This window comes from Eubacterium sp. OM08-24, from assembly GCF_003438075.1.
Lineage (GTDB): Bacteria > Bacillota > Clostridia > Oscillospirales > Acutalibacteraceae > Ruminococcoides.
Window position 1 is genome coordinate 15,729 of the sequence record NZ_QSTA01000003.1, and the last position, 22,554, is coordinate 38,282.

The following is a 22,554-nucleotide window of genomic DNA, read 5'->3' on the forward strand; positions in this document are numbered from 1 at the left end:
TGACAGCTCCTTTCGCACTATTTTTGATGATTTCATTTATTCAGCTCTTTCAATGTATTTGAATATTCAATCAAAAAATCAGTTGCTTCCTTTTTGGAAAATCCGAGCCTTATCATATTGCTTAAATATAAGCAGCTTAGCTCCTTCGCTTTTTCTTCTCTCTTTTGAAAGATATACTGTTCATTTGCAATTACTGAATAATGTCTATTTGTTGGCGAAACAACCAGTTCCAAATGCTTTAGATGTGTATATGCCTTCATTACGGTGTTGGGACTAATATGTAACAATTTTGCCATTTCACGAACAGAAGGTAGTTTTTCTCCAGCAGAAAGTTGTTTGCTTAAAATTGCGTACTCGATTTTTTGAATAAGTTGCAAATAGATTGGCTCCACATCGTGGAATGCCCATTCACTAAAATTCATCTCTTTCTCCTTTTTCACACCAATAAATGATACGGTCTGTAACAGACCAAATCAAATAGATTAGTGTTGCAAGTATGCCGATGGGTATCAGCAGCAAACATATAAAAGCCAAGCTGATACCCAATACTGCATACCGAAAATAAATCTTTATTTTTTTAATTCTGCACATCTTTAACTGTTAATTCGAGGTTTCCGTTGAAATCATCACCTCTCAGCACAATATAGTTATCTCCTGAGCTGAGAGTAAATTTGTAAGTGTCGTCTGCGCTTTCTTCGCAAATGATATGTTCTTCTCCAGAACTCAGCCAATAGAGAGTGGCTTCTCCAGATGTAATTGTCAACGAATAAGTTGCTTCCAGATTGCTTCCATTGTCCCTCTCTAAAGCAGTGCCACCGAAAATAAACTCCTCGCCGTTAAAGCCGTCATACGAAGCTGTGTAACTACCTGTGTATTGGTCAATGTCATTTTCCCTTTCACCTTGAAGATTTTTATCTTTCGTAACGGCGTGTTTACTGAATGATTCCAACCAATTATTAAATCCGTTCACCAGATTGTCTTTCAGATTTCCTTCATCGTGATTAGAGCTACAACCTGCAAAACAAAGCACCATACAAAGTGCCAAAGATACAGCGACAAGCGATTTTATTTTTTTCACTTGAAATCCCTCCCATTAAGAAAACTTGGTAACTGCCATCAGAATAAAGGCACAGACACCAAATATGGCATAAAGGCTATTTACTACCAAATCAACTTTCATCAAATTGTTCTGCACTTTTGCTTTTGCATAAGAAACAATGGTAAAAATCCCGCTGAAAATCATAAATGCGGCATAGCAGGAAATCATTATTTCTGCAACAGGCGACTCTAAAGCCCAATCGAAAGTTCGCAAAGGTAAAATAGTCCACGGAACAAAAAGCATAATGGTACTGATAGCGGTCAAAATCTTGTTTTTCATAATAGTTTTATCTCCTTTCTGCCTGCCCAAAACGGAAGCAGGAAATGCACAAACAAACAATAGTGATGGCGATTGCTACGGGTATCCACGGGAAAAACTCTACCTGTGAAGTTGTGAGGTTTGTTGCAAGTTTTCCGTATTCTGAAGTAATAACGAAAAACGGATACGACATTGGGTACGCAAACCACGCTTTTGTGTTAATCATCAGAACTGACGGCACAATGGAAGCTAATCCGATGCCGATGGAAAAAATCGGAGTTTGAATACATACTGCAAGCAACCAGAAAAACGCCAACATTGGTATGGTTGAAACGGCTATAAAACCAACCTCTTTAAAAACGAATAGCGGGGACAAAATAAAATTGTAATCCTGCGTTCCTGTTACGATGGCAGCACTAATGTAGTACATTCCGACCATCATCAAAATCTGCGATGCGGCTAAAGCAAGCAACACGACAAATTTTGCCAAACAAAGTTTTACCGTGCTGATAGGCAAAGCAAGCATTTTTAAGATACCCTTATTTGTTCTTTCTGTTTGGCTTAAAAGAACAGTACCGACTACCATACTTGCAGGAAACATAAACCAAGCCATTCCCATAAAGCCCTGAATGAAAAAATTATTTTCTGGAGAAATCCCCTCGGCTTGCATATTAAAATTCATTTCAGCATTGAGGATTGACGGTATCCAAAGAATAACCGTTGCAACAAACAATATGAGGAATATCTTTGAGCGTTTTATTTTCTTGAATTCAACGCCGACGAGAGATAAAAAACTCATTCAAACGACCTCCTAACCTTTATAAATACAAGCTCTGCAATGCCGATAACAACGATTTCAATAATCGCCGCATAAACATAGTGCATTACCTGTGCCATTTCCGTATTCACAAAGACTTGAAATGGAGTGGCAAAGGGGAAAAGAGAAAGAACGAAGTTATCCGTTGGCAGCATTGTTGCAGTAAACACGCATACAACGCCAATTCCCAGAGATACCCACATATTTTTACAAGCCGATGAAATCAACAAAGATAACAGCACACAAGGTAGCATCAGCAAAAACGAATATCCGAAGCTTTTACCTAATTCCAGCCAAAAATCATTTCCAATTTCAAACCAGTATGAAACGCAAAACGCAATCGAAGCTGCTTCAATGGCAAGTACAACTACGCTCATAATCGAGGTTAAAAGAAATTTCCCAAAGAAAACTGAGCTTTCTCTGGTTGGAAGTGACTTCATTTTCTGCATTGCGTTATCAGCAAACTCTGTATGATACAACAGGCAGCTTCCCGCAACAATAAGCAAAATATTAAGCATAGCCATCATTTGCCAATTTGCTCCCATTAGGATTTGCATCGGGGAGTTTTGCTGTCCGACATACATTTCAGAACGGACTGCCATATTGACAATCGGCACAGCCGCCGCCAAAATACCGCCGCATAAAAATGCGGGGATAAATCCTGTTCGCTTTGCTTTTTTACATTCCAGAGATAGGCTCATTTTGCTGCTCCTCTCTGGCGGTTGTCTGCGTCAATCAAAGCAAGGAATGTATCTTCCAAGTTATCGGTAGGATACCCTTGTGCGGCGGCACCGTTTCTGAGCTGTTCAAGCGTTCCCTCAAACAGCAAACGCCCGTGATTTAAGATGCCGACTGTATCCGCCATCAGCTCAACTTCCGACAGCAGATGTGACGATACAAACACCGTACAATTAAATTTTTCAGGCAGAGAACGGATAAGCGTTCTTATCTCGTGAATGCCCACAGGGTCAAGTCCATTGGTCGGCTCGTCCAAAATCAAAATCGGCGGTTGACCGATTAAAGCGCTTGCAAGTCCTAACCTCTGCTTCATTCCGAGGGAATATTTTTTTGCAAGACGCTTTTTGAACTGCGTAAGCCCCACAATTTCAAGCGCTTCGGAAACGGCAGACTTTGGCAGTCCTAATATCTTACGGATAATTTCCAAGTTTTCTTCACCGCTTAAATTTCCGTAAAAAGCAGGGGCTTCAATGAATGAGCCAACTTCTTTCAAAATTTCTACTCTTGCTTCAGGGTACTTTTTTCCATCAATGGTAAATGAGCCGCTTGTGGGTTTTGTGAGTCCCAAAAACATTTTCATTGTAGTGGATTTTCCCGCACCATTCGGGCCGAGGAAGCCATATACAGCTCCTTTTGGAATATGCAGATTGACATTTGACACGGCTGTAAAATCAGCGTATGATTTTGTCAAGTTTTGAGTTTCAATGATATTCATAGTTTTTTTGCTCCTTTCTCATCATTGCAAGTTTATTCTAACTTGCCGACCTTGTGATAACCTTCTCCCCACCTTACATTTACCTTACTTTTCATTCGCACATTATAAAAAGACATATTTATATGCTATAATAAAAAGCACAAAGGGGGTGTAAAAATGGATTTTGACTTTTTAAAGCAAAAACGCATTTTGCTCGTCGATGATGAGCAGGAGCTTTTAGATATGGTTTCCTCTATCTTTGCAGACGAAGGGTTTTGCGACCTCAAAACAGCCAAAACGGTTAAAGAAGCGCTTAATATAGCGGAAGCGTTTCAGCCAGAGCTTGCAATTCTTGATGTAATGTTGCCTGACGGTAATGGTTTTGACCTTATGGAACAATTAAAAAGTAAGTCCGATTACCCTGTTCTGTTTTTGACAGCTCGTGGCGAGGACGATGACAAATTTCGTGGATTTGGACTTGGGGCTGACGATTATATTGTGAAACCATTTTTACCAAAGGAGCTTATCTATCGTGTAAACGCCATTCTCCGCAGAAGCTATAAAGGCGAAAGTCCGATTGTTAAGTTGTCGGGCAGCGAAATAGATTTTGACCGTGCTGAAGTGATTAAAAAAGGAGAGCATATTGCTCTCACAGCAAAAGAACACGATATACTTGCCGCATTATATCGAAATGCAGGACGAATTGTTACGATTGATGCTTTATGTGAAGCTGCTTGGGGCGACAATCCATATGGGTATGAAAATTCTCTAATGGCGCATATTCGCCGCATTCGTGAAAAAATTGAAATCAACCCTTCGCAGCCTGTTTCTCTGATAACGATTAAGGGATTGGGATATAAGCTCATCGTGGGAGATAAATAATATGAAAAGCGTACCAAAGTTAATTAAACGCTTTGTTGGCATTTTGATGTTAAGCTCTCTTGTTATTCTTTTTATGAATTTTATTATTTTAGCCATCATAGCTGCCACACAAGCGCCGAACGGCTCTCCGTGGAAAACGGCGGAGCAAGCCGCAGAAAGTATAAATAAAACAGAACAAGGCTATGTGATGCCCGATACAATGATTGAGGAACTGAATGCTCAAAATGTATGGGCTGTTTATATTGATAACGCAACGGGAGAATGCGTCTGGCGTTCGGACAATCTTCCCGATACCGTTCCTTTGGAATATACAGTTTCCGATATAGCTAATCTTACCCGTGGATATATTGACGGATACCCGACTTTTACGGGAGAAGGCGAAAACGGGCTGATGGTTCTTGGCTATCCCAAAGATAGCTACTGGAAGCATATGTGGCCGAGTTGGGATTATCAATTTATTGCCAACTTGCCCAAAACCGTCCTTATCGTTTTAGCTATAAATATTTTTATTGTTTTTCTCATTTATATGGCAGCAAACACCAAACTACTGAAATCTATTAAACCAATTACGGACGGTATTCAAGCATTGCACACAGGACAGCCGATTGTGCTTAAGGAAAAAGGTGTACTCTCAGAAATAGCTGCGAACATCAATCGAACTTCCGAAGTATTGCAAAGTCAAAATTATCAGCTCAGGAAAAAAGAAACAGCAAGAGCAAATTGGATTGCAGGAGTATCGCACGACATACGCACACCTCTTTCAATGGTTATGGGTTATGCAAGCCAGTTGGAAAGCAACAAACAGTTGCCAGAAGATGAACGAAAAAAGGCTGCGGTTATCGTTAAGCAGAGTCAGCGAATGAAAAATCTCATAAACGACCTTAACCTTGCTTCAAAGTTGGAATATAATATGCAGCCAACACATATTGAGCAGGTGAATGTTATTTCTGCCGTTCGGCAAGTGGTTGTAGATTTCATCAATTTGGATATTGGCGGTAAATATCCCATTGAATGGCTCACCGACAGCGACTTAAATACCCTTATCATAAATGCCGATAAAGATTTGATAAAAAGAGCTGTCAGCAATTTGATACAAAACAGCATTAACCATAATGAAAACGGTTGTACTATTTATGTTGCTGTCAAGGAAGAATACAGTAAAATCTGTAAAATAGTTGTTTCAGATAATGGCGTTGGAGCTACGGACGAACAAATCGACAAACTAAACAATTCGCCTCACTATATGGTCTGTGATGAAAACACATCAGAACAACGCCACGGCTTAGGCTTGCTGATTGTGAAACAAATTGCTGCTGCTCACAAAGGTACAGTAGAAATAAGGCACAGCGAATACGGTGGGCTTGAAGTTGAAATATGCTTACCCTTATAATTAATCCGAAGTTAAATTAACCATATAAAGAGCCGATGACTGTGATTGCTCACAAATTCATCGGCTCTGCGTCTGTGCGTCTGGCTCTTTGATGACGGTTATATGTAGTTCCTTTGCATTTATCAAAGTTTCCTGTTTACATTTCGGGCAGTAGAGAGGATAGTTCTTCAACAATGTATCCTCTCTAAGTCTGTCACGAGTTTTGCTGCCACAAACAGGGCATAATATCCATTTATTTTTCGGCATCTTTTCTTCCTAATACGATATTGTGTAATCTTATATCGGTTATAAATTTCTTCCTTCTGGGGTCACCTTCTGCACGATAAATCATTAAATTTGACAAATCAAATATAGAACTCCATACTGTTTCAAAGTCTGGCTCATCATCGTATTGACACATAAAACCATATTCACCTTTTAGCAGTTTTTGAGTTTCAACAACAGGGTCAGCGTTTTTTACATTTTTAATGCAATTATCCATAACAACAGAGTATCTTGTATAAGAATGATAATCATCCCCTTTAGCAAAGTCATAAGGCTTAAGTTCGTCCGAAATAAAACTATTAACCGTACATACCAAGTAACCATCGTCAACGCTTTTTGCTTCACGGATTTTCTTTATATTCGGTGTGCATTCAACTACCACCATTTTACCGCTTTTGTCTGCAATCAAAATATTATAATTTGACGCAATAGGTAACTGCATTAAAAGATTAAGTGCCTGCTCTGTGGTATTTGCTTTTTCAAGCAAATACCTAACCGTAAAACAAGAGTTAAAACCTGCTTTAATTTTTCCAAGTTCAGTCAGAACAAAAGTCATAGCAACAGCTAAACCGTGTTCGTTCAAACCTTCTTCACCATTGATAAAAGAAGAAGTTGTTAAATTAAATCTATTCCCGTTTTCTGGAGCATAAATTTCGCTGCTGCTACCATTTTTTAAATATGGTGGCAAATCATTATTTCTGCCATATATTACTCTATTGTCTTTAGAATATGCGAATGCCGTACACCCTCTAATTTCAACAGGAACATTTTCCTCCAAGTTGTACATACAGCACCCCATACACAGCATCCAAGAAACAAACTCAATGTAATCTACACCTATTGTTTCACTTAAACCTCGGATTTCCTCACATACCTCTGGAAAGAATTTATTTAATATTTTTTCGCTTTCCTTACCGTGTTTCATCTGAAACTCATCTAAATGCAGCGGAAAGGTTATGCCGCCTTTTTTGAATATATTTCCTCTCTTAACCCCCATCTGATAGTGATTACCTTTTAGTCTTAAATGATACATTTTTTAACTCTCCTTTGTCTTTTTTATTGCAATCCAAACTTCAGAATGCCCTTTGGTTGGTCGCCCTTCGGAAATAGGATATATCTCAATGTCTGGAAGTCCAGCGTATTCATATCCAGAAAACGGAAGAAACTCTGTTAAGAAGCGATGAAATACACTTTGTACATCTTCTTTGAATAAACCATCGTTCTCAAATACTACCCACATAGCTTCTGGAATAACAAACTCTGTTATGTCATCAAATATAGGAACATCACTTGCAACTGCTATATAATAGTAAATATCTTGTGGGTTTGTATAAACACTTACTCCCATTATTCCAGTTGGCTTTCCATTGGATAATTTCGAAAGTTTAGAAATCTGATTATTGTCTAATGCCTGTTCCCAAAACATTGGGACAATACGCATATTTTCTTCTAAATCTTCCGTTAAAGGTGTCTTAATTCCCACAATACGGATATTCTCTTTTTTCTCAATGTGATACGACATTTCTTCTCCTCCTGTTACTTTAATTGAAAATTTGATTGGTGGATATGCACTTAGTGTGCAGCCCATATTTTTAGCCAACATAGGTGTTATTCCGTGAACATTTTGAAATGCACGATTAAATGAAGTAGGAGAAGAGTACCCGTATTTCAAAGCAATATCAATTACTTTACTTTCTGTTCTTTGAAGTTCAAATGCTGCCTGCGTCATTTTACGACGGCGCACATACTCAGATAGCGTAATCCCAGAAATATACGAAAAAATACGCTGAAAATAATATGGTGAACAACACGCAATACGGGCTGCTTCCTCATAAGATAAATCTTTGTCTAAATTTGTTTCTATATAATCAATGGCTGCACTGATTTTTCTCAACCATTCCATTAACTCGCCCTCCCTTTATGTTATAGTAATCTGTTTCTATTGGTATTTCCTCTCTTTTTCTGCTCACTTTTGTAAACTTGTATATAGTGTATCTGAATAAAAAATATGTTTCAATCTTCAAATTACAATATTTAATATGAATTTTTGCTTCTGTTTATAAGAAGTGAAATATCTTATAGTCGGCATTTTCACATCGTTTAACAAGAAGCCACAAATCCATACAATATAATAAGATAATTATATTGGTACAAGGTGGTGAGCTTATGGACGAGAGAAACAACGATTTTGATTTCGATTTTATGCCGATAGGACAGGCGATTAAGAAAGCCCGTGAAGCAAGAGGAATGACGAGAGAGCAGCTTTCTGGGATAATCGGCTATGCCCCCAGACACATTCAATCTATCGAAAACGAGGGAAAATATCCAAGCATCGAGCTGTTTATTCAGCTTATTACAATGTTCGATGTTTCGGTTGATGAGTATATATTTCCTAACAAAGAAGTCAAAAAGAGTTCCGTCCGCAGACGCTTAGACGCACAGCTCGACAATTTAGATGATAAAGAACTATCAGTTATAGAAGCAACTGTAAACGGACTATGTAAAGCAAAAGAGCCAGAGGAATAAAATCCTCTGGTTTTCTTTTGCCCATTTTTAATAAGCAGGGATACCGTAGCCGTAGATAACGCTGCTGCCGATAGAGTAGCTGTTCTGTCGGCAAGCATCACCTGAGTTACCTTCAACGGTATAGACCGTTCCGTTCTCCACACGCTCTACAATACCCACATGGTCTGTAAGACCGTCACCTTCCCAATCGAAGAAGATAATGTGTCCTGCTTCTGGCGTAAAGCTGCCGTCCTGCCATTGTCCTCTTTCCTTAAACCACTCAGAGCCTTGTATGCAGCCTGCAAACTTCGGGATAATCCCGTTCTCGATATAGCCGCATTCGTTCGCACACCACGAAACAAAGCAAGCGCACCATTCCACACGAGAGTTGAAGCCATACCACGACCAATAGGGTTGACCGCCTGTATTGCCGACCTGAGACAGAGCCACGGTCACGATTTCGCCGTCGCCTACGGATATGCCGTAAAGCACCTGCGACCATAGCGAATTGTTTTCATCGGCAAGTAATTCGGACAACATCTGCCGCTGCTCGTCATCAAAACCGTATTGGTCTGCCATTTCTTCGGCGGTTTTGTGACTGACTGTAATATACAGGTAAGTCCGTGTTTGGGTAGTTTCGGTCTGAACAATATTTCCGTGACCGTCATCTGTTTCGGTTATCACGGTTTCGGTCTTGCTTTCCGTTCTGGAGCTTATTTCGTTCATTTCCCAGAATATGTCCGTCAGAAGCTGCTTTTTATTATCGTCCATTGTCGCTACTTCCTGCGGATTATCTGGGTCGGTAGTAGTCTTGACCGAGTAAACCGCAAGCACCTCTTTCCAGACGGCACGGCTTCCCGACATTTCCAAAACATCATAAGCCGTATCGCTTTTGATTTCATCAAGGCGGGTGTCATATTCGGTATTGATTTCTCTAACCACGGTCTGCATTGTCATTCCGTTTCCTGAGTCCTCGCCCGAAAAGAAAATACCAAATACCGAGCTTACGAGCAGACCGATAAGGCAAATAACCAAAATGACAACAACCGCAACCCAACCGCCCGCCGCAATCGCCGCAATTAACGCTTTTGTTCCTGCAATAATCGCCTTAACTGCCGCAATCGTAGCTTTGACCGCCGCTTTCACGGCAAAAATCGTAGCCTTCGCCGTGGCTCTTGCTGCCTGTGCAGCTCTCTGAGCCGCTTTTACGGAAGCCTTCGCCGCCGCCTGTGTTGCTTTGGCGGTATGCTCGGCAGTTTTTATCGCTGCCTTTGAGGTTGCCTGTGCGGTTTTTACGGATTTTTGCGTAGTCTTTACCGTACCTTTGGCGGCTGTTTTAATCGTCTTTTTACCGCTTCGGGCAGTCTGCTTTATGTTTTTTTCCGTTTGCTGTGCGCCTTTGACCGCCTTATCTGCGGAACGGCTTACGGTACTGCGATAGGTCTGCACGCTGTTTCCAGACATACGCTGCTCGGCGGCTTTGGCGGCTCGCTTTTGCTTAAACTCAGATATTTTATCCTTTGCCTTAACCACATTGTCCTTTGTGGTTTTTACTCCTTTTTGACCTTGCTTGTTGAACTGATGAACGCCCTCGTCCGTGATGCGCTCCGAAGCTGCTGAAACTTTATCGGCGGCATATTCGGTGGCGGAGTTTTCATCGGCGTAATAGCCTTGTTCAGCCTTACTTTTTATCTTGGAATAAGCAGACTTCATACGCTCAGAAGCTACCGCAGCCTTGTCAATGGTCTTAATCGTTCCTTTGACTGCATCTCTGGTCTTTATATCAGCCATAGATAACCTCCTTTCCAAGAATACAGAGTATTCTTTAAGATTTTGCGGTCAAAATCAAGCTGTCTTTTTTGCGACCACCACAAGCCTGCCGTTCTGCGCTGAGTATTCGCAGGTAGAGAGCGTAATGAGCCTGTCGCCGTATTTTGCATTTACGCCTGTTTCGTATAATGCAAGCTCTTTGCATTTTTGAATATAGGCGTTGAACTCGTCCTCGCTTTCCGCATCGACAAAATCATAGTAGCGGAAGCCCTGAGAGCTGTACGCCACGGTCTTAAAAACAGCGATAATTTCATATTCGCCACGCTGCGTAAGGGTATCAAACTGAATGGTCTTGTGTTCCTCATAGAAGCTCTGGGACTTGTAATTCTCCAAAGCCCCGAACATTTTGCCGCCCTTAATGTGATGACCGTAAATAACAAGGTTATCGCTGCTCGTAAGGTCGCAGTTTTCCTGAATATAAGGTGTACCCAAGTCGCTGTATTCCTTTTCAAAATTGCGCTTCAAATAGTAGTTAGGCTCATTCGGTGTCTGCATCACGGGATAATTGAGGGTCGTGCCGGCTATGGAAAGCCAGCCGACCATATCCGTGTTTTTCAAATACAGTTCGCCGTATTCCGTGAGGATATTTTCTTCCTCTGTCAAGGGAACTTCTGGGGCGTTGCCGTCCTCTGCCTGTGCCTGCTCTACAATTTCGGCAATATTCTCAAAGGCTTCGGTCTGTTCGGCTTCGTCGGCATAATGGTCGTAAATGTGATAGCCGCAAAAAGCCGCCGTACCTAAAAGGCACACGGCGGCAATCAGACAAATATACTTTTTCATTTTCATACGGTTACACCTCTCCAAACTTGGTAGTCATCAGCTTGTAAAGCTCGGTATTGCGTGGGAACTTGTTGACGAACGGAACAAGGGAGCTGCCGACTTTGAGCAAGCCCTGACCTGCACCGACATTCGTGATATAACTCATCTGAAGGTCGGAGATATTAAGCAATTTGGCAAGCTCAATCCTATCGGTAGACGCTTGATTTAACATAATGATAAATTCACTATTGGCAAGCATCGTCCTCGCCGTATGGCTCTGCAAAAGGTCGTCCACATTCTGCGTAATACCCGTACAGTACGCACCGTACTTACGCACACGCTTCCAGAGAGTAAAGAGGAAGTTTGCCGAGTATTCGTGTTGGAACAGCAAATAGATTTCGTCAATGAAAATGAATGTGTTTCTGCCTTTTGCTCTGTTCTGGGTAATACGGTTTAAGATACTGTCGAGAACGACAAGCATACCGATGGGCTGTAACTGCTTGCCTAAATCCAGAATGTCATAACAGATAAGGCGGCTGTGCGTATCCACATTGGTATGCTTTGCAAAGGTATTCAGAGAGCCGTCCGTAAACAGCTCGATAGCAAGGGCGATTTCTTTCGCTTCTGGCTCGTCCTGCTTTAACAGTTCCTCACGGAAGTCCTGCAAGGTGGGCGGTACTCCCTGATAATTGCCTTGCTGATAGTGGCGGTACACGCTTGCCGTACAACGGTCAATAATCGACTTTTGTTTTGCACCCAGACTTGCGCCACCGATGAGCTGCTCGCACAAAGATAAAATAAACTCCGATTTCAAAATGACGGGGTTTGCACCGTCACCGTAATCGGAGTTCATATCCATAGCGTTGATATGGTTTTCGCTCGTTGCCGAGATGTGAATGACCTCACCCTGCATAGCCTTTACAAGCGGCGAATATTCTCGCTCAGGGTCAATGATAATGACATCGGCATTAGGGTCTGTGAGAATAATATTTGTCATTTCTTCTTTCGCCGTAAAGGATTTTCCTGCTCCAGACACACCGAGAATAAAAGAGTTGCCGTTGAGCAAATAGCGGCGGTTAGCGATAATCATATTTTTGCTGATAACATTTTGACCGTAGTAAACGCCGTTTTCGTGATGAATTTCCTGTACTCTGAAAGGAATAAATACCGCAAGACTTTCCGTTGTAAGAGTACGCATTGCATTGATTTTGCGAACACCAAACGGCAAGGCGGTATTCAGTCCGTCCATCTGCTGATATTTCAGCACCGCAAACTGACACAGGTGCTTTCTGGCAGTTGTGAGCAAGGCTTCGGTGTCATTGTCAAGCTGTTCCTTTGTTTCAGCCGTATGCACCATTGTCAAAACCGCAAACATCATTCTTTGGTCACGGGTTGTCAAATCGTCCAAGAACTCCTTGCTTTCTTTGCGCTGCTGTTCAAGGTCGTAAGGAATGACCGCCGAAAAATTGTTGTTCTGATTTTGTTTACGCTGCCAATTCGTGATATTGGTTTCCACACCGAGCAGTCTGTTTTCGACCTCACGCACGGCTTCGTCTGTGGGTACGGGGATAATGTCAACGGACATCATCATATTGCGGTTAAGCTCGCAAAGCTCCGCCACCATACTGTCCTTAATATATGCTGCATATTCACGCAGGAAAATCACACGCCCATATCTATCGCCAATGCGGAAATAGTCTTTTTCAAACTCAAAAGTATCGGGACAAATGAAATCCTTAAAATCGTGACCTTTACGCATTGTCTGCTTCAGGTCAAAATGGAACGCCGTTTCCTCGCCTGTGCGGTAGAAGTCGTGGAAGATACGGAGTTTTTCTTCCGCTTCAAGCTCCACGCATTTTGAGCCGAGCCGTGCGAAATGGGAAATCAAATCAGCTCCCACACGGGCAAAATAGTTCCTTGCTTCCTCGATATTCTTTTTGCAGACGGAAACCGTTACATATTTATCCTGTACGATAGAATTAGCCCCCGTTACTTTATCAAGCAGCATCTTGTTGTATTCTTTACGGTAATTATCCAATCCGTCCTCTGCCATAGGAATTAAAATGGTCTGTTCAAAGTCCGTTTTATTAAGGCGGCGGTTGTTGACCGTAATTTTTGTGGTCGCTCCGCTGTCGAGAGCGTTTAACAGCTCTGAGTATTCAAGAAACATCGCCTCTTTGTCCTCACGGCTTGCCACGGAATAGTTTATATCCTCAAACTTAAAGGTCTTTGCGTATTTGTTGTTGCCGACAAGAAAAATGCCGTCCTCCCAGATAGTCTTAATCGGAATAATCGCCTGTACCGATTTGGGAATGACAAACTTTTCCTTATCTTGCTTAAACAGAGTTTTAAGAGTTTTCAGCATTCTTTACCTCCTTGCTGCGCTTTGCTTTTTTGATTTTTTCGCCACGGGACAAATGCCTTTTTCGTGGTTTTGAATTGTGGTTTTCAGCGTTTCATAGTAGAGATTGTCGGGATTAAACATCAGCTTTTTCGGCATCAAAAACTCCGACTTAATCCACGCCCATACAAATTGCTCTGCGGTCATACCGTTGTACTTAACAAAGCCCATTACCGCAAAGGGAGCAGCACCGAGAATGCACACCCAACTGAGGGTTTCTGTCCCGAAGTACGGGCGGAGAATAAAATACAGCCCTACCGCCACACCGCAGGCAAGTAAAGAAAAAATGAACTGTCTGAGCGATAGTCCAAAAAACATACTCTCCGTGTAATTACGGATTTCCTTGTTTATCTTGACTTCCAAAAGTTACACCTCCTTATAAGCCCATCATTTCTCTTACAACACGGTCTGCCATTTTGACCGCACCGACCAAGACGAGCATATTAAATACCAGCTCACCGATATAGCTCCACACCATAGATACCGCCGCAGCGTTCGGGTCAACAGCAGGGGGCGAAGCCGCAAAGAGTGAGAAGATGATACAGGCAAGCACAATGATTGCACCCTCCAGACAGACGGCGGCATAAGACTTGATAAAGCTCTTGCCGACACTCTGGCTCGGCTCTCCCGCAAAAGTGGAAAGAGGAACGGGAGCGATTGCGGTATAGAGATACAGGCGGAAAAATCTTCCGTACACCGACATAATCATAATGAATGACAATATCGTGATGAAAAGCCCACCGATGAGCGTAACAGCCCACAATGGAATACTCTCAAAAAAGCCGCAGTCCTCAACAGCCGTAACAATCTCCTGCGGCAATACCGTCTGTGCAGCCGAGCCGAAACCTGCGGCGTTCATAATGGTTGATATTAAACCCTGCACAATGTTGAACAGAGCCATCATCAGTTCCAAACCATAGGTCACAACACCTTTTGCAAGGGCAAAGCGAATAAACAGCTTCAGAGCGTGTTCGGGCTTTTTAACCTCGGCAAAGCTGCCGCAGGTTTTCATTACACCGATTACAAAAAACAGCACGAGCAAGGCAAGTCCGATAGCCTGTACTGCGCCGTGAATATCTACAATGACATTCCAAATCGACCCGCCTTTGAACTGTTCTGGAGATTGGGTAATGAGCTGCCATATTTCCGATAGCTTATCGTTCCAAGTCTTGAGTGCGTTCTCCAAGTTTTGCACAATCCAATTATCCGACATTTGACCACCTCCTTAGATAATTGGATAACGGGAGTAAATCCGCAAAGCGGATCTGCTCCCGTTATCTTGTCTTGTGTCAGTTCCTCATCAGCCTGTAATGAGGGTAAGGATTTCTTTTGCAAAAGTAATGACAACGCCGCCTGCAAGGGTCAAGAAGCCGTTAGCTCTCTGGGACGGGTCGTGGGATTTAAGGGACAGACCAATCTGCACAATACCAAAGCCAAGCAAAATCATACCGACGGCACGAATTAGACCGAAAATAAAGTCGGACAGATTATTGACTACGGTAAGAGGGTCGCTTGCTGCAAAGGCGGTCACAGATGTGCCGACTACCAAAGCCGTTGCCATAACTGCCACACAGTAAAAGCGGAAGCCCTTTTTTACCTTGCCAGACATCGGCAGCTTTACGGTTTCCTTGCTTTCGTTTTTCTTAAAAAGTTTCATAAATAAAAATCCTCCTTTAGATATTAAAGATTTCTTCCAAGTCCTCATTGGAGAGAAGTTCATAGGAAGTGCTGACAGCTTTTACGCTTACGGCGTTCTTCGGAATATCGCTGTCAAACACAAGGGTTGCGACAGCCTGTGTCGGCTCACCGTGGATATACGGCGGTTTACCTCCGTCGGTTGTCAACCTTACATTGGGGTGCTTCATAATGTCGTACTTAAAGTCCATTACAGGGCGTTCCCCACGAACGAAAAGAAGTGCGTAGCGGTTATCAAGCATACGCACTTCATCGGGCGTCATCAGTTCACGCCCAGATATTTGATAGTTGGTTGAGTAGCTGCCGCTTCGACCCTCGCTCTTTCCGTAAGTGTTTGTATCAATCGTTTCCTTGCCTAAAAGCTCCGACACATATTTGTGGGTGCTTTGTTCGTTGCCGCCCAAATACAGAAAAGTATCGCAGTTGCCGACAATGCTTTCCCATTGCTTTTCAAAAAGAGCTTTGAGCTGCGCCAGATTTTGCAGGATAATACTGACCGACACGCCTCTGGAACGCATAACGCTCAAAATCTTATCGAAATCATCAGGCAGGCTCACATTGGCAAATTCGTCCATTATGAAATGGCAATGCACAGGCAGGCTTCCTCCGTATTTGTGGTCTGCCAGATAGAAAAGCTGCTGAAATAACTGCGTATAAAGGATACTCACCAGAAAATTAAAGCTCGTGTCGTTATCGGGAATGAGAGCGAACAGAGCAACTTTCTTTTCGCCCAAAGAGGGCAGGTCAAGCTCATCGGTGGCGGTAAGCCCCGCAAGGCTTTCAAGGTTGAACTTTTCAAGCCTTGCGGCAAGGGTAATCTGGATACTCTTTAAGGTCTTAGCCGAGCCTGAGTGATAGTCCCTGTAATACTTCAGGGCAATATGCTCTGGGTTTACCATTTCCAGACGGTCAAACAGTTCGTCCAGAGGGCTTACATAGCTGTCATCGTCCTCACGGACTTCACCCGCACGAAGCAGCTCCATTACCATCGGGAAGTTTTGCTCATCGGGCGGTGCTTCATATTTCAGATAGAACACCAACGCCAACAGAAGCATACTTGCCGCCGTATCCCAGAATGGGTCTTGAGACTGTGAGCCTTTCGGAGTGGTCGCCTTGAACAGATTGGTCACAAGCCTTTGCACATCATTGTCATTCCGCAGATAAACAAAGGGATTGTAACAATGGCTGCGGTGCATATTGATAAGGTCAAGGACACGCACCTCATAGCCTTTCTTTTCAAGCAGTCCGCCCACATCTCGCACGATTTCGCCTTTCGGGTCTAAAATTACCATTGAGGTGTTGCATTGCATTGCGTTCGGCTTACAAAAAAACCTCGTCTTTCCTGCTCCAGAGCCGCCGCACACAAGGATATTCAGATTTCGGCGGTGCTTTTTCCCGTCTAAGCCTATGCGGACATTCTGGGTGAGCAGCTTATTTGCGGACGGGTCTTTATCACGGTATTTCTTGTTCAAAGTCCCCGCATCGCCCCATTTAGCCGAGCCGTGTTCCTCACGCCTGCGGTAGTTCCTGCGTGTAGAGAAATAAATGCCGATACCCATAGCGTAGGCAAGCAAAAAAATAAGGACAGTCTTTACGCTGTCCTCACACACCGTTATTTGAAACGGATTGCCCATTGCCACAGGCAGACCTCGGATTATTTCAACTAAACCTCCACCCACATAGGGTGCTGTCATCAAGGCAAGCCATATAACAGGAACAATACCGCAGACAGAAAGGATTAAGCCCGTTTTTTTGTCATCGTTCCTCATTGCACCTGCACGGAACAACCTTGACCTTTCTGGTCGGTGCGTTGGCTACCTTGTCAATCAGCTCATCAACAGGCTCGGTGGGGCGTTCCTCCTGTATCTGCCGATTTCTCAGGTTGTTGAGCGCATTGATAACGATATTTTTATCGTACTTATCAAGTGCGATATGGTATCGTTCTTCTTTCATAAGCTGCACCTCCGATTAGCGTTCCTGCTCTTTATTCCTTGCAGGCTTGTTTTTCTCCATACTCTTATACATATCATTCTGGATTTCACCCAGAACATCACGCATTGTACCAAGTTCTCCCTTAAATACCTGCGTATCCATTCCGTCATACTCTCTGGGCAGTCTGGAAAAATCAAAGCCTTTGGTATCCACTCCGTAACGGGAGCTTACCATATAGGCAACGCAAAAGGATTTGAAATCGGAAGTATCACGGCTCTCATTGTACTTAAAGTCATAAACCGCCGCAGATACTTCCTTTGCCATACTGATAAACAGCACTTCCTCAGAGAGTCCCTTTTTGACAAAGATAGTCTGCTGAGAGCTGTCATAGTAGGCAGGCAGTTCCAAGTCATCAACAGGAACGCAAGGCACGGGGCTTGCGTCAATCAAAGCCGATACAAGCTCACGCATAGATTTCTGCTCCTGCGGCTGCATTCTTTCTTTTGCCGATGTTTCGGAAATGTCATATACCACTTTGGCGTTATAGGAAATACCTTTTGTACCGTCATCACGGGTATATTCCTTGCTCGGCTCAAGGATAACAACTTTCTGTGCGTCCTTGTTCACATAGACACGGCTCTGCTTCCAAGTGTTGTAGTCTTTAAGCTGTGTCGCTTCGGGCATCTGTGCCGATACCAAAATAGCGTTTGCAACCGAGTAACGGTCAAAACGCCCCTGCACATCAAGATACTGACGGAAGCTGTCGCCGCTTATCATCATTTCAGCGCAGGTGTTGTCAATCAGCTCATAGGCTTCTTTGCGCTGCGCCTGTTTCTGGGCTGCCCATTCCGCTTTATCAAACGGTTTGCTGCTGCCGTTAAACACATCATAAATGCTCATACTGTTTTACCTCGTTTCTTTAGATTTGGGTTTCTTTTTCTTTCTCTGGGGCTGCTTATGCTCGGTCTTGCCTGCGGGCTGCTTCTTCACCCTGTCAGAAGCAGAGCTTTTTTCCAAAGCAGAAGAAGTATCCGCTTCCTGTTCCTTTCGGCTCTCCTTGATTTTCCGCAGTTCCTCTCTGACAGACGGTTTTTCTTCCTTAGTCATAGTAGCCCCCTCTGCGGACTTCTTTGGCTGCTCTGAGATAGGCTCGGACTGAGGGGATTTTTCGGTCTTTGCCAATGAGGGGTTTTGAGCATTTTCCTCCTTTTGGATAGGCTTACCCATAAGCTCATCGAGCAGCTTGTCTTTCTCGGCTTTTTCCTGTACGCCGATGTCGGGCTCTGGCTGACCTGTTTTTTCATCTTTGGATTTCTCGGTTTCTGTCACAATAGAAGCGGTGGTTTCCGACGCCAATTTGAAGCGTTCCGCAATACGGCTGATTTTCGATGCGTCCTCCGCACGGGCAATCACATCGACCTCCGCATTGGGGTCTTTGTTTCCTCTGTCCGCAAGGACGCAGTAAAGTACGCCGTACTTTTTAGCTTCCTGCGTAAACTTTTTCAGGTCGCCGTTCTTTACGGTAAAGACTTTCAGTTCCTTGCCAGAACGGAGCATATTGGTAAGCCTTGCTTTGCCCTTTGTTTTCTTTTCCTCTTTCAGAATGGAATAGAGGAGAACGGCGATGTTCTTCGCACCTGCGCCTGTGATTTTGGCTGCGACCTCAAATCCTTCCAAGCTCATTCGGACGATTTGTTCTGCCGCTTCGCCGCTTGTATTCATTCGTCATCAGCTCCTTTCGTTGTTGTTCTTCATCTGCCCGTATGGTGGATAACTTTTCTTTGAGAGCAGCGTTACGGGCTTCGATACTCTCGCACAGCTTGACCTCCTTTCGTATAACGCTCAGGCGTTTGGATAAATCGGAAAGCTGTGACCGTATTGCTTCCTTTTCTTCGCCGCCTGTTTTGCGGGAGATAGAATAAAGTTCCTTACGCTTTTGAAGCAGGTCGGTTTTTTCCGTTTCCAAAGAGCCTTTATATGACAAGAGCTGCTCTACCGTATCAATGCGATTACGGCATAGCAGCCTTGTTTCCTGTGTGATAGCTTCCATTTTCATTAAGTCGTCTTTCAAAAGATAATGAAGCCTTGCGTAATTCTGTTTTTTATTTTTAGGCAGGATACCGAGCTTGTAACAGTAGTGCAGATACAGCCCCCGCAATCCACCGATTTTTTTAGCCCCCGTTAGAGAGCCTTTGACACGGAATACCTTGACCGTCCTTTGCGGCTCGGTAAATCTGGAGAACTTTACGGCGTAGGAGTTTTCTGTGATACGCTCCATAATCCTCTCGTTGGTATATTCTTCTCCGAGCTTATACAGCCGCTTCGGGCGTTTCCACCCCTTACCGATGACCGTCCAATATTTGCGGTTTGGGTCAAAGCTCACACGGTATCCCATTTCAGCCATAATGCGGTCAAAGTCTTTCAGCGTGAATGACTTGCTGATAGCTTCGTCCACCGCCTGCCGTGTAACATTATCCCTCGTGGGCATACCGTTTTTCTCAGCCTGATACAAAGCGTATGGCTTTTTCCTTCCGCTTGGGTGTTCAATGACGGACAGGGCATATTCACGGCAAAGCTCATCGGAACGCTGTCGTAAAAGCCGCAGGTTTGCTTTGTTGTCGTGGTAATGCTTGCCGTCCGTAAAGGATACGGAGTTTACGACAAAGTGGTTATGCAGACAGTCGGTATTTAGGTGAGTGGCAACGATAACCTGAAATCTGTCGCCCCACATCTTTTGGGCAAGTTTTACACCGACCTCGTGCGCCTGCTCTGGCGTAACCTCACCGTGCTTAAAGCTCTGGAAACCGTGATAGCAGACAATCTCGCTTTCATCGTTCCATTGCGCTTTTGCAATCATCATTTCATCTCTGGCGGTGGTCGGGTCGCAGTTTACGCCTGTGACAAAATAACGCTGCTCGGTCTTATCCTTGTTGGTGGCATATTCCATTACATCGACCATAGCCTGCAAATCCGCTTCGGTGTATTTGGGGTTAGCTGTCTTTTCAGGATTTTCCGCATAATCTATGGGGTGGTCGAGCCTGCCACGCACATCCCATATTTCACAGACTGCCATTACGGTGCTTTTCTTGGAAGCAGATATTTTTTTCGGACAGCGATTTGAAACTCGTGCCACCTTTGCGCTTCCTCTTTCAGCATCGGAGCGTCCACAAAGTTCAGAGCATTGGCTTTTGCCGCAAGCTGATTGATACGGTTGCCGATGGCAGACAGCTCACGCATCATTTTATAAAACTCTGGGTCAGGCTTTTCGCAGAGCCGATAGCCTTTTACCATTCCTCTCAGGAACGCTTCTTTTGAGCAGCCTGATTTTTTAACGAGAGAGTAGAGCTGTTCGGCTTCTTCCTCAGTCAAGCGGAAAAGTATCTGCACATTTCGTTTTCGCATTTTGCTGCACCTCTCTTTCTGCTGCGGGGTATTAGGGGTTGCCCCCTAACAAGCGAATTTGGATAACCAAATTCAGTGCTTGGTAAGACATTACTCGTCGCACTCGTCCTCATACATACATTCTCCGCACACGGGACAGAAGTACGGACAGTCCGAACAACATTCGTCCTCGTTCGCTTCTTCTTCGTCGGTATCTTCAGCACCGTCCTCGCAAGACTCGTTGATTTTGGCTTCACCGCAGATAAAATCCTCATCGGTAAAGTTGATAAGGTCGGTATCGAACAGGATAATTTCGGTCTTTGCCTTTGCCTGTTCTGCGCTTTCAGCACAAACAGAAATGGTCTTTTCATAATGGGCAGTCAGGGTTACATCATACTTTTTCAATGGTTATTTCCTCGCTTTCAACATTTAATTTTTTTGTTTGTCGTGTTATTCTTCAGGTCAAAATCTGCGGACAATCAACGGGCATCACTCCTTTCACGGCTTGAAATCGGTCTTGCAATCCCCAGATAGGATAATAAAAAATCGTTGAAGTCCTTACCGACAGGCGGCGGCTCATCAACGATTTTGTAGTATTTCTGCAAAAGTTCTTTGAGGGCGGCGGTACAAAGCCTGCCCGTTCTGTCATTGTCCAGATGCAGAAAAATAGTCTTGATATGGGGATTTGCTTTCAAAAAGGTGGTTAGGGCTATGGGGATTTTGCTGTCTTTTATCTCTTTTTTTGGCTGATACACACCCGAAAGAGAGAGCAGATTTTCCGATTTATAGTCCTTTCCCTCACACTTTAGATGGGTGGCGTAGGACAGTAAATCAATGGCGGCTTCAAATAAATGCACGGTATCACTCGGTTTGTCTGCCAGAAGTCGGAACGAATACCGCTTGTCGCTGCCCGATGCGTCCCCCTTAAAAGAACTGCTCATTGTGCCACGGTAGGCGGCATACTTGGGTGTTCCGCTTTCGTCCTTTCCGATAAACACGACATTGTGATACTTGGAGCTTTCAAAAATTGTACCGTCCGCAATACAGTCCTGTATGATTGAAAGGTCAATCCCACGCCCGAAAAGGTACTCGGTCACTCGGTTACAGTCCTTATTCTTCGGTGGTAAAAGCAGTTCCTTCGGCTCGTCTTTTGAAACAAGGACAGGCGGCGGCTTCCAATCCGCCGTGATACCCGTAAGCAGTTCTACGGCTTCCACAAAGCTGTATTCCTTAACCTTGATGAGATAATCAAGGGCAGAAACGCCGCCGAAACCTCTCGACCACCAATACCATTTGCCGTTGGAAATCTTCAAGCTGTCGTGTTCTTTGGTACAATACACATTGCTTGCCACACGCTTTAGATTGTTCGGCTCATACCGTTGCAGATAGGATAGCAAGTCCATTTGCCGTGCCTGCTCAATCACGGCAGGGTCAAGCTGCACATAGGGTCGGTTACTTCTCATTCAATAAAATCACCTCCAGAAATAGAAAAAGCCGAGGGATTTTCCGTTAAGAAAACCTCTCGGCTATGTAAAAGCGGCATCAGCTTCACGCCAATGCCGCAATGGGTTAGAGAATACTTAGCTTTTTAAGGTAGCTGACGCAATCAATACAGCCTTTGAAATAAACCTCTTTCAGCTCTAAGTTTGCTATTTCGTTTTTGCATTTCAGCACTTCACTCAAAGCGGTACATTCTTCCGCAGACAGCTCGCAGGGTCTATCTACATCAAGGACTTTCCGCACATTAGGATATTGTTCATAGAGTGTTTTAATCTTTTCCGTCAGCTCTTTATACCTCGTTTCGGAATGACAAGCTGTGCTTGTTTTGCTGAGATAATCGAAAAAGTCAGTATCGTATTCATCAAGAAATGTGCTGAAGCTCAAATCCTTTGCCATCTAACCACCTCCG

General features: G+C 43.7%; 27 protein-coding genes. 3 read left to right on the plus strand and 24 right to left on the minus strand.

All coding sequences use genetic code 11. The features are described 5' to 3' along the window. Positions 1-32: 32 nt before the first annotated feature. From DXC23_RS06715 to DXC23_RS06745, 6 genes are all read right to left on the minus strand, one after another. A complete protein-coding gene (locus DXC23_RS06715) occupies positions 33-422 on the minus strand; it encodes a GntR family transcriptional regulator (protein WP_117705383.1) in 390 nt (129 codons plus the stop codon). Positions 423-577: 155 nt separating this feature from the next. Beyond that, complete coding sequence (locus DXC23_RS06725) at positions 578-1,078, minus strand: hypothetical protein (protein ID WP_117705385.1); 501 nt, start codon at positions 1,076-1,078, stop codon at positions 578-580. Positions 1,079-1,093: 15 nt separating this feature from the next. Then, positions 1,094-1,378: a hypothetical protein gene (locus tag DXC23_RS06730; protein ID WP_117705386.1), complete on the minus strand. Its 285-nt coding sequence runs from the start codon at positions 1,376-1,378 to the stop codon at positions 1,094-1,096. Between the two features lie 7 nt (positions 1,379-1,385). After that, on the minus strand, positions 1,386-2,156 hold the full coding sequence (locus DXC23_RS06735; RefSeq protein ID WP_117705387.1) for an ABC transporter permease: 771 nt from the start codon (positions 2,154-2,156) through the stop codon (positions 1,386-1,388). Further along, positions 2,153-2,875, minus strand: a complete 723-nt coding sequence (locus tag DXC23_RS06740; protein ID WP_117705388.1) for an ABC transporter permease — start codon at positions 2,873-2,875, stop codon at positions 2,153-2,155. The genes DXC23_RS06735 and DXC23_RS06740 overlap by 4 nt, the downstream gene beginning before the upstream one ends. Beyond that, positions 2,872-3,627: an ABC transporter ATP-binding protein gene (locus tag DXC23_RS06745; RefSeq protein ID WP_117705389.1), complete on the minus strand. Its 756-nt coding sequence runs from the start codon at positions 3,625-3,627 to the stop codon at positions 2,872-2,874. The genes DXC23_RS06740 and DXC23_RS06745 overlap by 4 nt, the downstream gene beginning before the upstream one ends. 156 nt (positions 3,628-3,783) lie before the next feature. Between DXC23_RS06745 and DXC23_RS06750 the strand changes: the two genes are divergently transcribed. After that, positions 3,784-4,488 (plus strand): response regulator transcription factor, encoded by a 705-nt coding sequence (locus DXC23_RS06750; protein ID WP_117705390.1) that lies wholly within the window; start codon positions 3,784-3,786, stop codon positions 4,486-4,488. A 1-nt stretch (position 4,489) separates the two neighbouring features. Further along, the gene (locus DXC23_RS06755; protein WP_117705391.1) at positions 4,490-5,878 is read left to right on the plus strand and encodes a HAMP domain-containing sensor histidine kinase; all 1,389 of its coding nucleotides are present in this window, start codon (positions 4,490-4,492) and stop codon (positions 5,876-5,878) included. A 57-nt stretch (positions 5,879-5,935) separates the two neighbouring features. On the opposite strand, the gene DXC23_RS06760 is transcribed toward DXC23_RS06755, so the two are convergent. The 3 genes from DXC23_RS06760 to DXC23_RS06770 are packed head-to-tail and all read right to left on the minus strand — an operon-like array spanning position 5,936 to position 8,045. Beyond that, positions 5,936-6,124 (minus strand): cysteine-rich KTR domain-containing protein, encoded by a 189-nt coding sequence (locus tag DXC23_RS06760; RefSeq protein ID WP_117705392.1) that lies wholly within the window; start codon positions 6,122-6,124, stop codon positions 5,936-5,938. After that, a complete protein-coding gene (locus DXC23_RS06765; RefSeq protein ID WP_199523054.1) occupies positions 6,111-7,175 on the minus strand; it encodes a C45 family peptidase in 1,065 nt (354 codons plus the stop codon). The genes DXC23_RS06760 and DXC23_RS06765 overlap by 14 nt, the downstream gene beginning before the upstream one ends. 3 nt (positions 7,176-7,178) lie before the next feature. Continuing rightward, positions 7,179-8,045 (minus strand): AraC family transcriptional regulator, encoded by an 867-nt coding sequence (locus tag DXC23_RS06770; RefSeq protein WP_117705393.1) that lies wholly within the window; start codon positions 8,043-8,045, stop codon positions 7,179-7,181. A gap of 263 nt (positions 8,046-8,308) precedes the next feature. Between DXC23_RS06770 and DXC23_RS06775 the strand changes: the two genes are divergently transcribed. Continuing rightward, on the plus strand, positions 8,309-8,668 hold the full coding sequence (locus tag DXC23_RS06775) for a helix-turn-helix transcriptional regulator (RefSeq protein ID WP_021425648.1): 360 nt from the start codon (positions 8,309-8,311) through the stop codon (positions 8,666-8,668). A gap of 27 nt (positions 8,669-8,695) precedes the next feature. Here DXC23_RS06775 and DXC23_RS06780 read toward each other — a convergent pair whose 3' ends face one another. The 15 genes from DXC23_RS06780 to DXC23_RS06850 all read right to left on the minus strand — a co-directional run bounded on the left by DXC23_RS06780 (position 8,696) and on the right by DXC23_RS06850 (position 22,541). Further along, the gene (locus DXC23_RS06780) at positions 8,696-10,438 is read right to left on the minus strand and encodes a CHAP domain-containing protein (protein ID WP_117705394.1); all 1,743 of its coding nucleotides are present in this window, start codon (positions 10,436-10,438) and stop codon (positions 8,696-8,698) included. A gap of 54 nt (positions 10,439-10,492) precedes the next feature. Then, a complete protein-coding gene (srtB, locus tag DXC23_RS06785) occupies positions 10,493-11,257 on the minus strand; it encodes a class B sortase (RefSeq protein WP_117705563.1) in 765 nt (254 codons plus the stop codon). A gap of 10 nt (positions 11,258-11,267) precedes the next feature. Next, entirely contained in the window at positions 11,268-13,601 is a 2,334-nt protein-coding gene (locus tag DXC23_RS06790) for a VirB4-like conjugal transfer ATPase, CD1110 family (protein ID WP_021425631.1), read from the minus strand. A 3-nt stretch (positions 13,602-13,604) separates the two neighbouring features. After that, entirely contained in the window at positions 13,605-14,000 is a 396-nt protein-coding gene (locus tag DXC23_RS06795) for a PrgI family protein (RefSeq protein ID WP_117705395.1), read from the minus strand. A gap of 13 nt (positions 14,001-14,013) precedes the next feature. After that, positions 14,014-14,850 carry a hypothetical protein gene (locus tag DXC23_RS06800; protein ID WP_117705396.1) on the minus strand — a complete coding sequence of 279 codons (837 nt, stop codon included), beginning with the start codon at positions 14,848-14,850 and terminating at the stop codon, positions 14,014-14,016. 87 nt (positions 14,851-14,937) lie between these two features. Beyond that, positions 14,938-15,294 (minus strand): glutamyl-tRNA amidotransferase, encoded by a 357-nt coding sequence (locus tag DXC23_RS06805; RefSeq protein ID WP_117705397.1) that lies wholly within the window; start codon positions 15,292-15,294, stop codon positions 14,938-14,940. 16 nt (positions 15,295-15,310) lie between these two features. Further along, the gene (locus DXC23_RS06810) at positions 15,311-17,101 is read right to left on the minus strand and encodes a VirD4-like conjugal transfer protein, CD1115 family (RefSeq protein WP_021425625.1); all 1,791 of its coding nucleotides are present in this window, start codon (positions 17,099-17,101) and stop codon (positions 15,311-15,313) included. Next, positions 17,088-17,285: a hypothetical protein gene (locus DXC23_RS06815; RefSeq protein ID WP_032521084.1), complete on the minus strand. Its 198-nt coding sequence runs from the start codon at positions 17,283-17,285 to the stop codon at positions 17,088-17,090. Before DXC23_RS06815 ends, DXC23_RS06810 begins: the two co-directional genes overlap by 14 nt. A gap of 15 nt (positions 17,286-17,300) precedes the next feature. Continuing rightward, entirely contained in the window at positions 17,301-18,164 is an 864-nt protein-coding gene (locus DXC23_RS06820; RefSeq protein WP_117705398.1) for a hypothetical protein, read from the minus strand. 6 nt (positions 18,165-18,170) lie between these two features. After that, positions 18,171-18,986, minus strand: a complete 816-nt coding sequence (locus DXC23_RS06825) for a PcfB family protein (protein WP_117705399.1) — start codon at positions 18,984-18,986, stop codon at positions 18,171-18,173. Beyond that, positions 18,928-20,337, minus strand: a complete 1,410-nt coding sequence (locus tag DXC23_RS06830) for a relaxase/mobilization nuclease domain-containing protein (RefSeq protein WP_117705400.1) — start codon at positions 20,335-20,337, stop codon at positions 18,928-18,930. The genes DXC23_RS06825 and DXC23_RS06830 overlap by 59 nt, the downstream gene beginning before the upstream one ends. Beyond that, complete coding sequence (locus tag DXC23_RS06835; RefSeq protein WP_117705401.1) at positions 20,337-20,666, minus strand: plasmid mobilization relaxosome protein MobC; 330 nt, start codon at positions 20,664-20,666, stop codon at positions 20,337-20,339. The genes DXC23_RS06830 and DXC23_RS06835 overlap by 1 nt, the downstream gene beginning before the upstream one ends. A 90-nt stretch (positions 20,667-20,756) precedes the next feature. After that, the gene (locus DXC23_RS06840) at positions 20,757-21,050 is read right to left on the minus strand and encodes a hypothetical protein (RefSeq protein ID WP_117602805.1); all 294 of its coding nucleotides are present in this window, start codon (positions 21,048-21,050) and stop codon (positions 20,757-20,759) included. A gap of 74 nt (positions 21,051-21,124) precedes the next feature. Beyond that, positions 21,125-22,108 (minus strand): DUF3991 and TOPRIM domain-containing protein, encoded by a 984-nt coding sequence (locus DXC23_RS06845; protein WP_117705402.1) that lies wholly within the window; start codon positions 22,106-22,108, stop codon positions 21,125-21,127. A gap of 106 nt (positions 22,109-22,214) precedes the next feature. Continuing rightward, entirely contained in the window at positions 22,215-22,541 is a 327-nt protein-coding gene (locus tag DXC23_RS06850) for a DUF6664 family protein (RefSeq protein ID WP_117705403.1), read from the minus strand. Positions 22,542-22,554: the final 13 nt, after the last annotated feature.

Bases quoted from the DNA above. Each gene is read 5' to 3' on its own strand.
- DXC23_RS06715 (WP_117705383.1), bottom strand. From the start codon at position 422: ATGAATTTTAGTGAATGGGCATTCCACGATGTGGAGCCAATCTATTTG.
- DXC23_RS06730 (WP_117705386.1), bottom strand. From the start codon at position 1,378: ATGAAAAACAAGATTTTGACCGCTATCAGTACCATTATGCTTTTTGTT.
- DXC23_RS06735 (WP_117705387.1), bottom strand. From the start codon at position 2,156: ATGAGTTTTTTATCTCTCGTCGGCGTTGAATTCAAGAAAATAAAACGC.
- DXC23_RS06740 (WP_117705388.1), bottom strand. From the start codon at position 2,875: ATGAGCCTATCTCTGGAATGTAAAAAAGCAAAGCGAACAGGATTTATC.
- DXC23_RS06745 (WP_117705389.1), bottom strand. From the start codon at position 3,627: ATGAATATCATTGAAACTCAAAACTTGACAAAATCATACGCTGATTTT.
- DXC23_RS06750 (WP_117705390.1), top strand. From the start codon at position 3,784: ATGGATTTTGACTTTTTAAAGCAAAAACGCATTTTGCTCGTCGATGAT.
- DXC23_RS06755 (WP_117705391.1), top strand. From the start codon at position 4,490: ATGAAAAGCGTACCAAAGTTAATTAAACGCTTTGTTGGCATTTTGATG.
- DXC23_RS06760 (WP_117705392.1), bottom strand. From the start codon at position 6,124: ATGCCGAAAAATAAATGGATATTATGCCCTGTTTGTGGCAGCAAAACT.
- DXC23_RS06765 (WP_199523054.1), bottom strand. From the start codon at position 7,175: ATGTATCATTTAAGACTAAAAGGTAATCACTATCAGATGGGGGTTAAG.
- DXC23_RS06770 (WP_117705393.1), bottom strand. From the start codon at position 8,045: ATGGAATGGTTGAGAAAAATCAGTGCAGCCATTGATTATATAGAAACA.
- DXC23_RS06775 (WP_021425648.1), top strand. From the start codon at position 8,309: ATGGACGAGAGAAACAACGATTTTGATTTCGATTTTATGCCGATAGGA.
- DXC23_RS06780 (WP_117705394.1), bottom strand. From the start codon at position 10,438: ATGGCTGATATAAAGACCAGAGATGCAGTCAAAGGAACGATTAAGACC.
- srtB (WP_117705563.1), bottom strand. From the start codon at position 11,257: ATGAAAAAGTATATTTGTCTGATTGCCGCCGTGTGCCTTTTAGGTACG.
- DXC23_RS06790 (WP_021425631.1), bottom strand. From the start codon at position 13,601: ATGCTGAAAACTCTTAAAACTCTGTTTAAGCAAGATAAGGAAAAGTTT.
- DXC23_RS06800 (WP_117705396.1), bottom strand. From the start codon at position 14,850: ATGTCGGATAATTGGATTGTGCAAAACTTGGAGAACGCACTCAAGACT.
- DXC23_RS06805 (WP_117705397.1), bottom strand. From the start codon at position 15,294: ATGAAACTTTTTAAGAAAAACGAAAGCAAGGAAACCGTAAAGCTGCCG.
- DXC23_RS06810 (WP_021425625.1), bottom strand. From the start codon at position 17,101: ATGAGGAACGATGACAAAAAAACGGGCTTAATCCTTTCTGTCTGCGGT.
- DXC23_RS06815 (WP_032521084.1), bottom strand. From the start codon at position 17,285: ATGAAAGAAGAACGATACCATATCGCACTTGATAAGTACGATAAAAAT.
- DXC23_RS06820 (WP_117705398.1), bottom strand. From the start codon at position 18,164: ATGAGCATTTATGATGTGTTTAACGGCAGCAGCAAACCGTTTGATAAA.
- DXC23_RS06825 (WP_117705399.1), bottom strand. From the start codon at position 18,986: ATGAATACAAGCGGCGAAGCGGCAGAACAAATCGTCCGAATGAGCTTG.
- DXC23_RS06830 (WP_117705400.1), bottom strand. From the start codon at position 20,337: ATGGCAGTCTGTGAAATATGGGATGTGCGTGGCAGGCTCGACCACCCC.
- DXC23_RS06835 (WP_117705401.1), bottom strand. From the start codon at position 20,666: ATGCGAAAACGAAATGTGCAGATACTTTTCCGCTTGACTGAGGAAGAA.
- DXC23_RS06845 (WP_117705402.1), bottom strand. From the start codon at position 22,108: ATGAGAAGTAACCGACCCTATGTGCAGCTTGACCCTGCCGTGATTGAG.
- DXC23_RS06850 (WP_117705403.1), bottom strand. From the start codon at position 22,541: ATGGCAAAGGATTTGAGCTTCAGCACATTTCTTGATGAATACGATACT.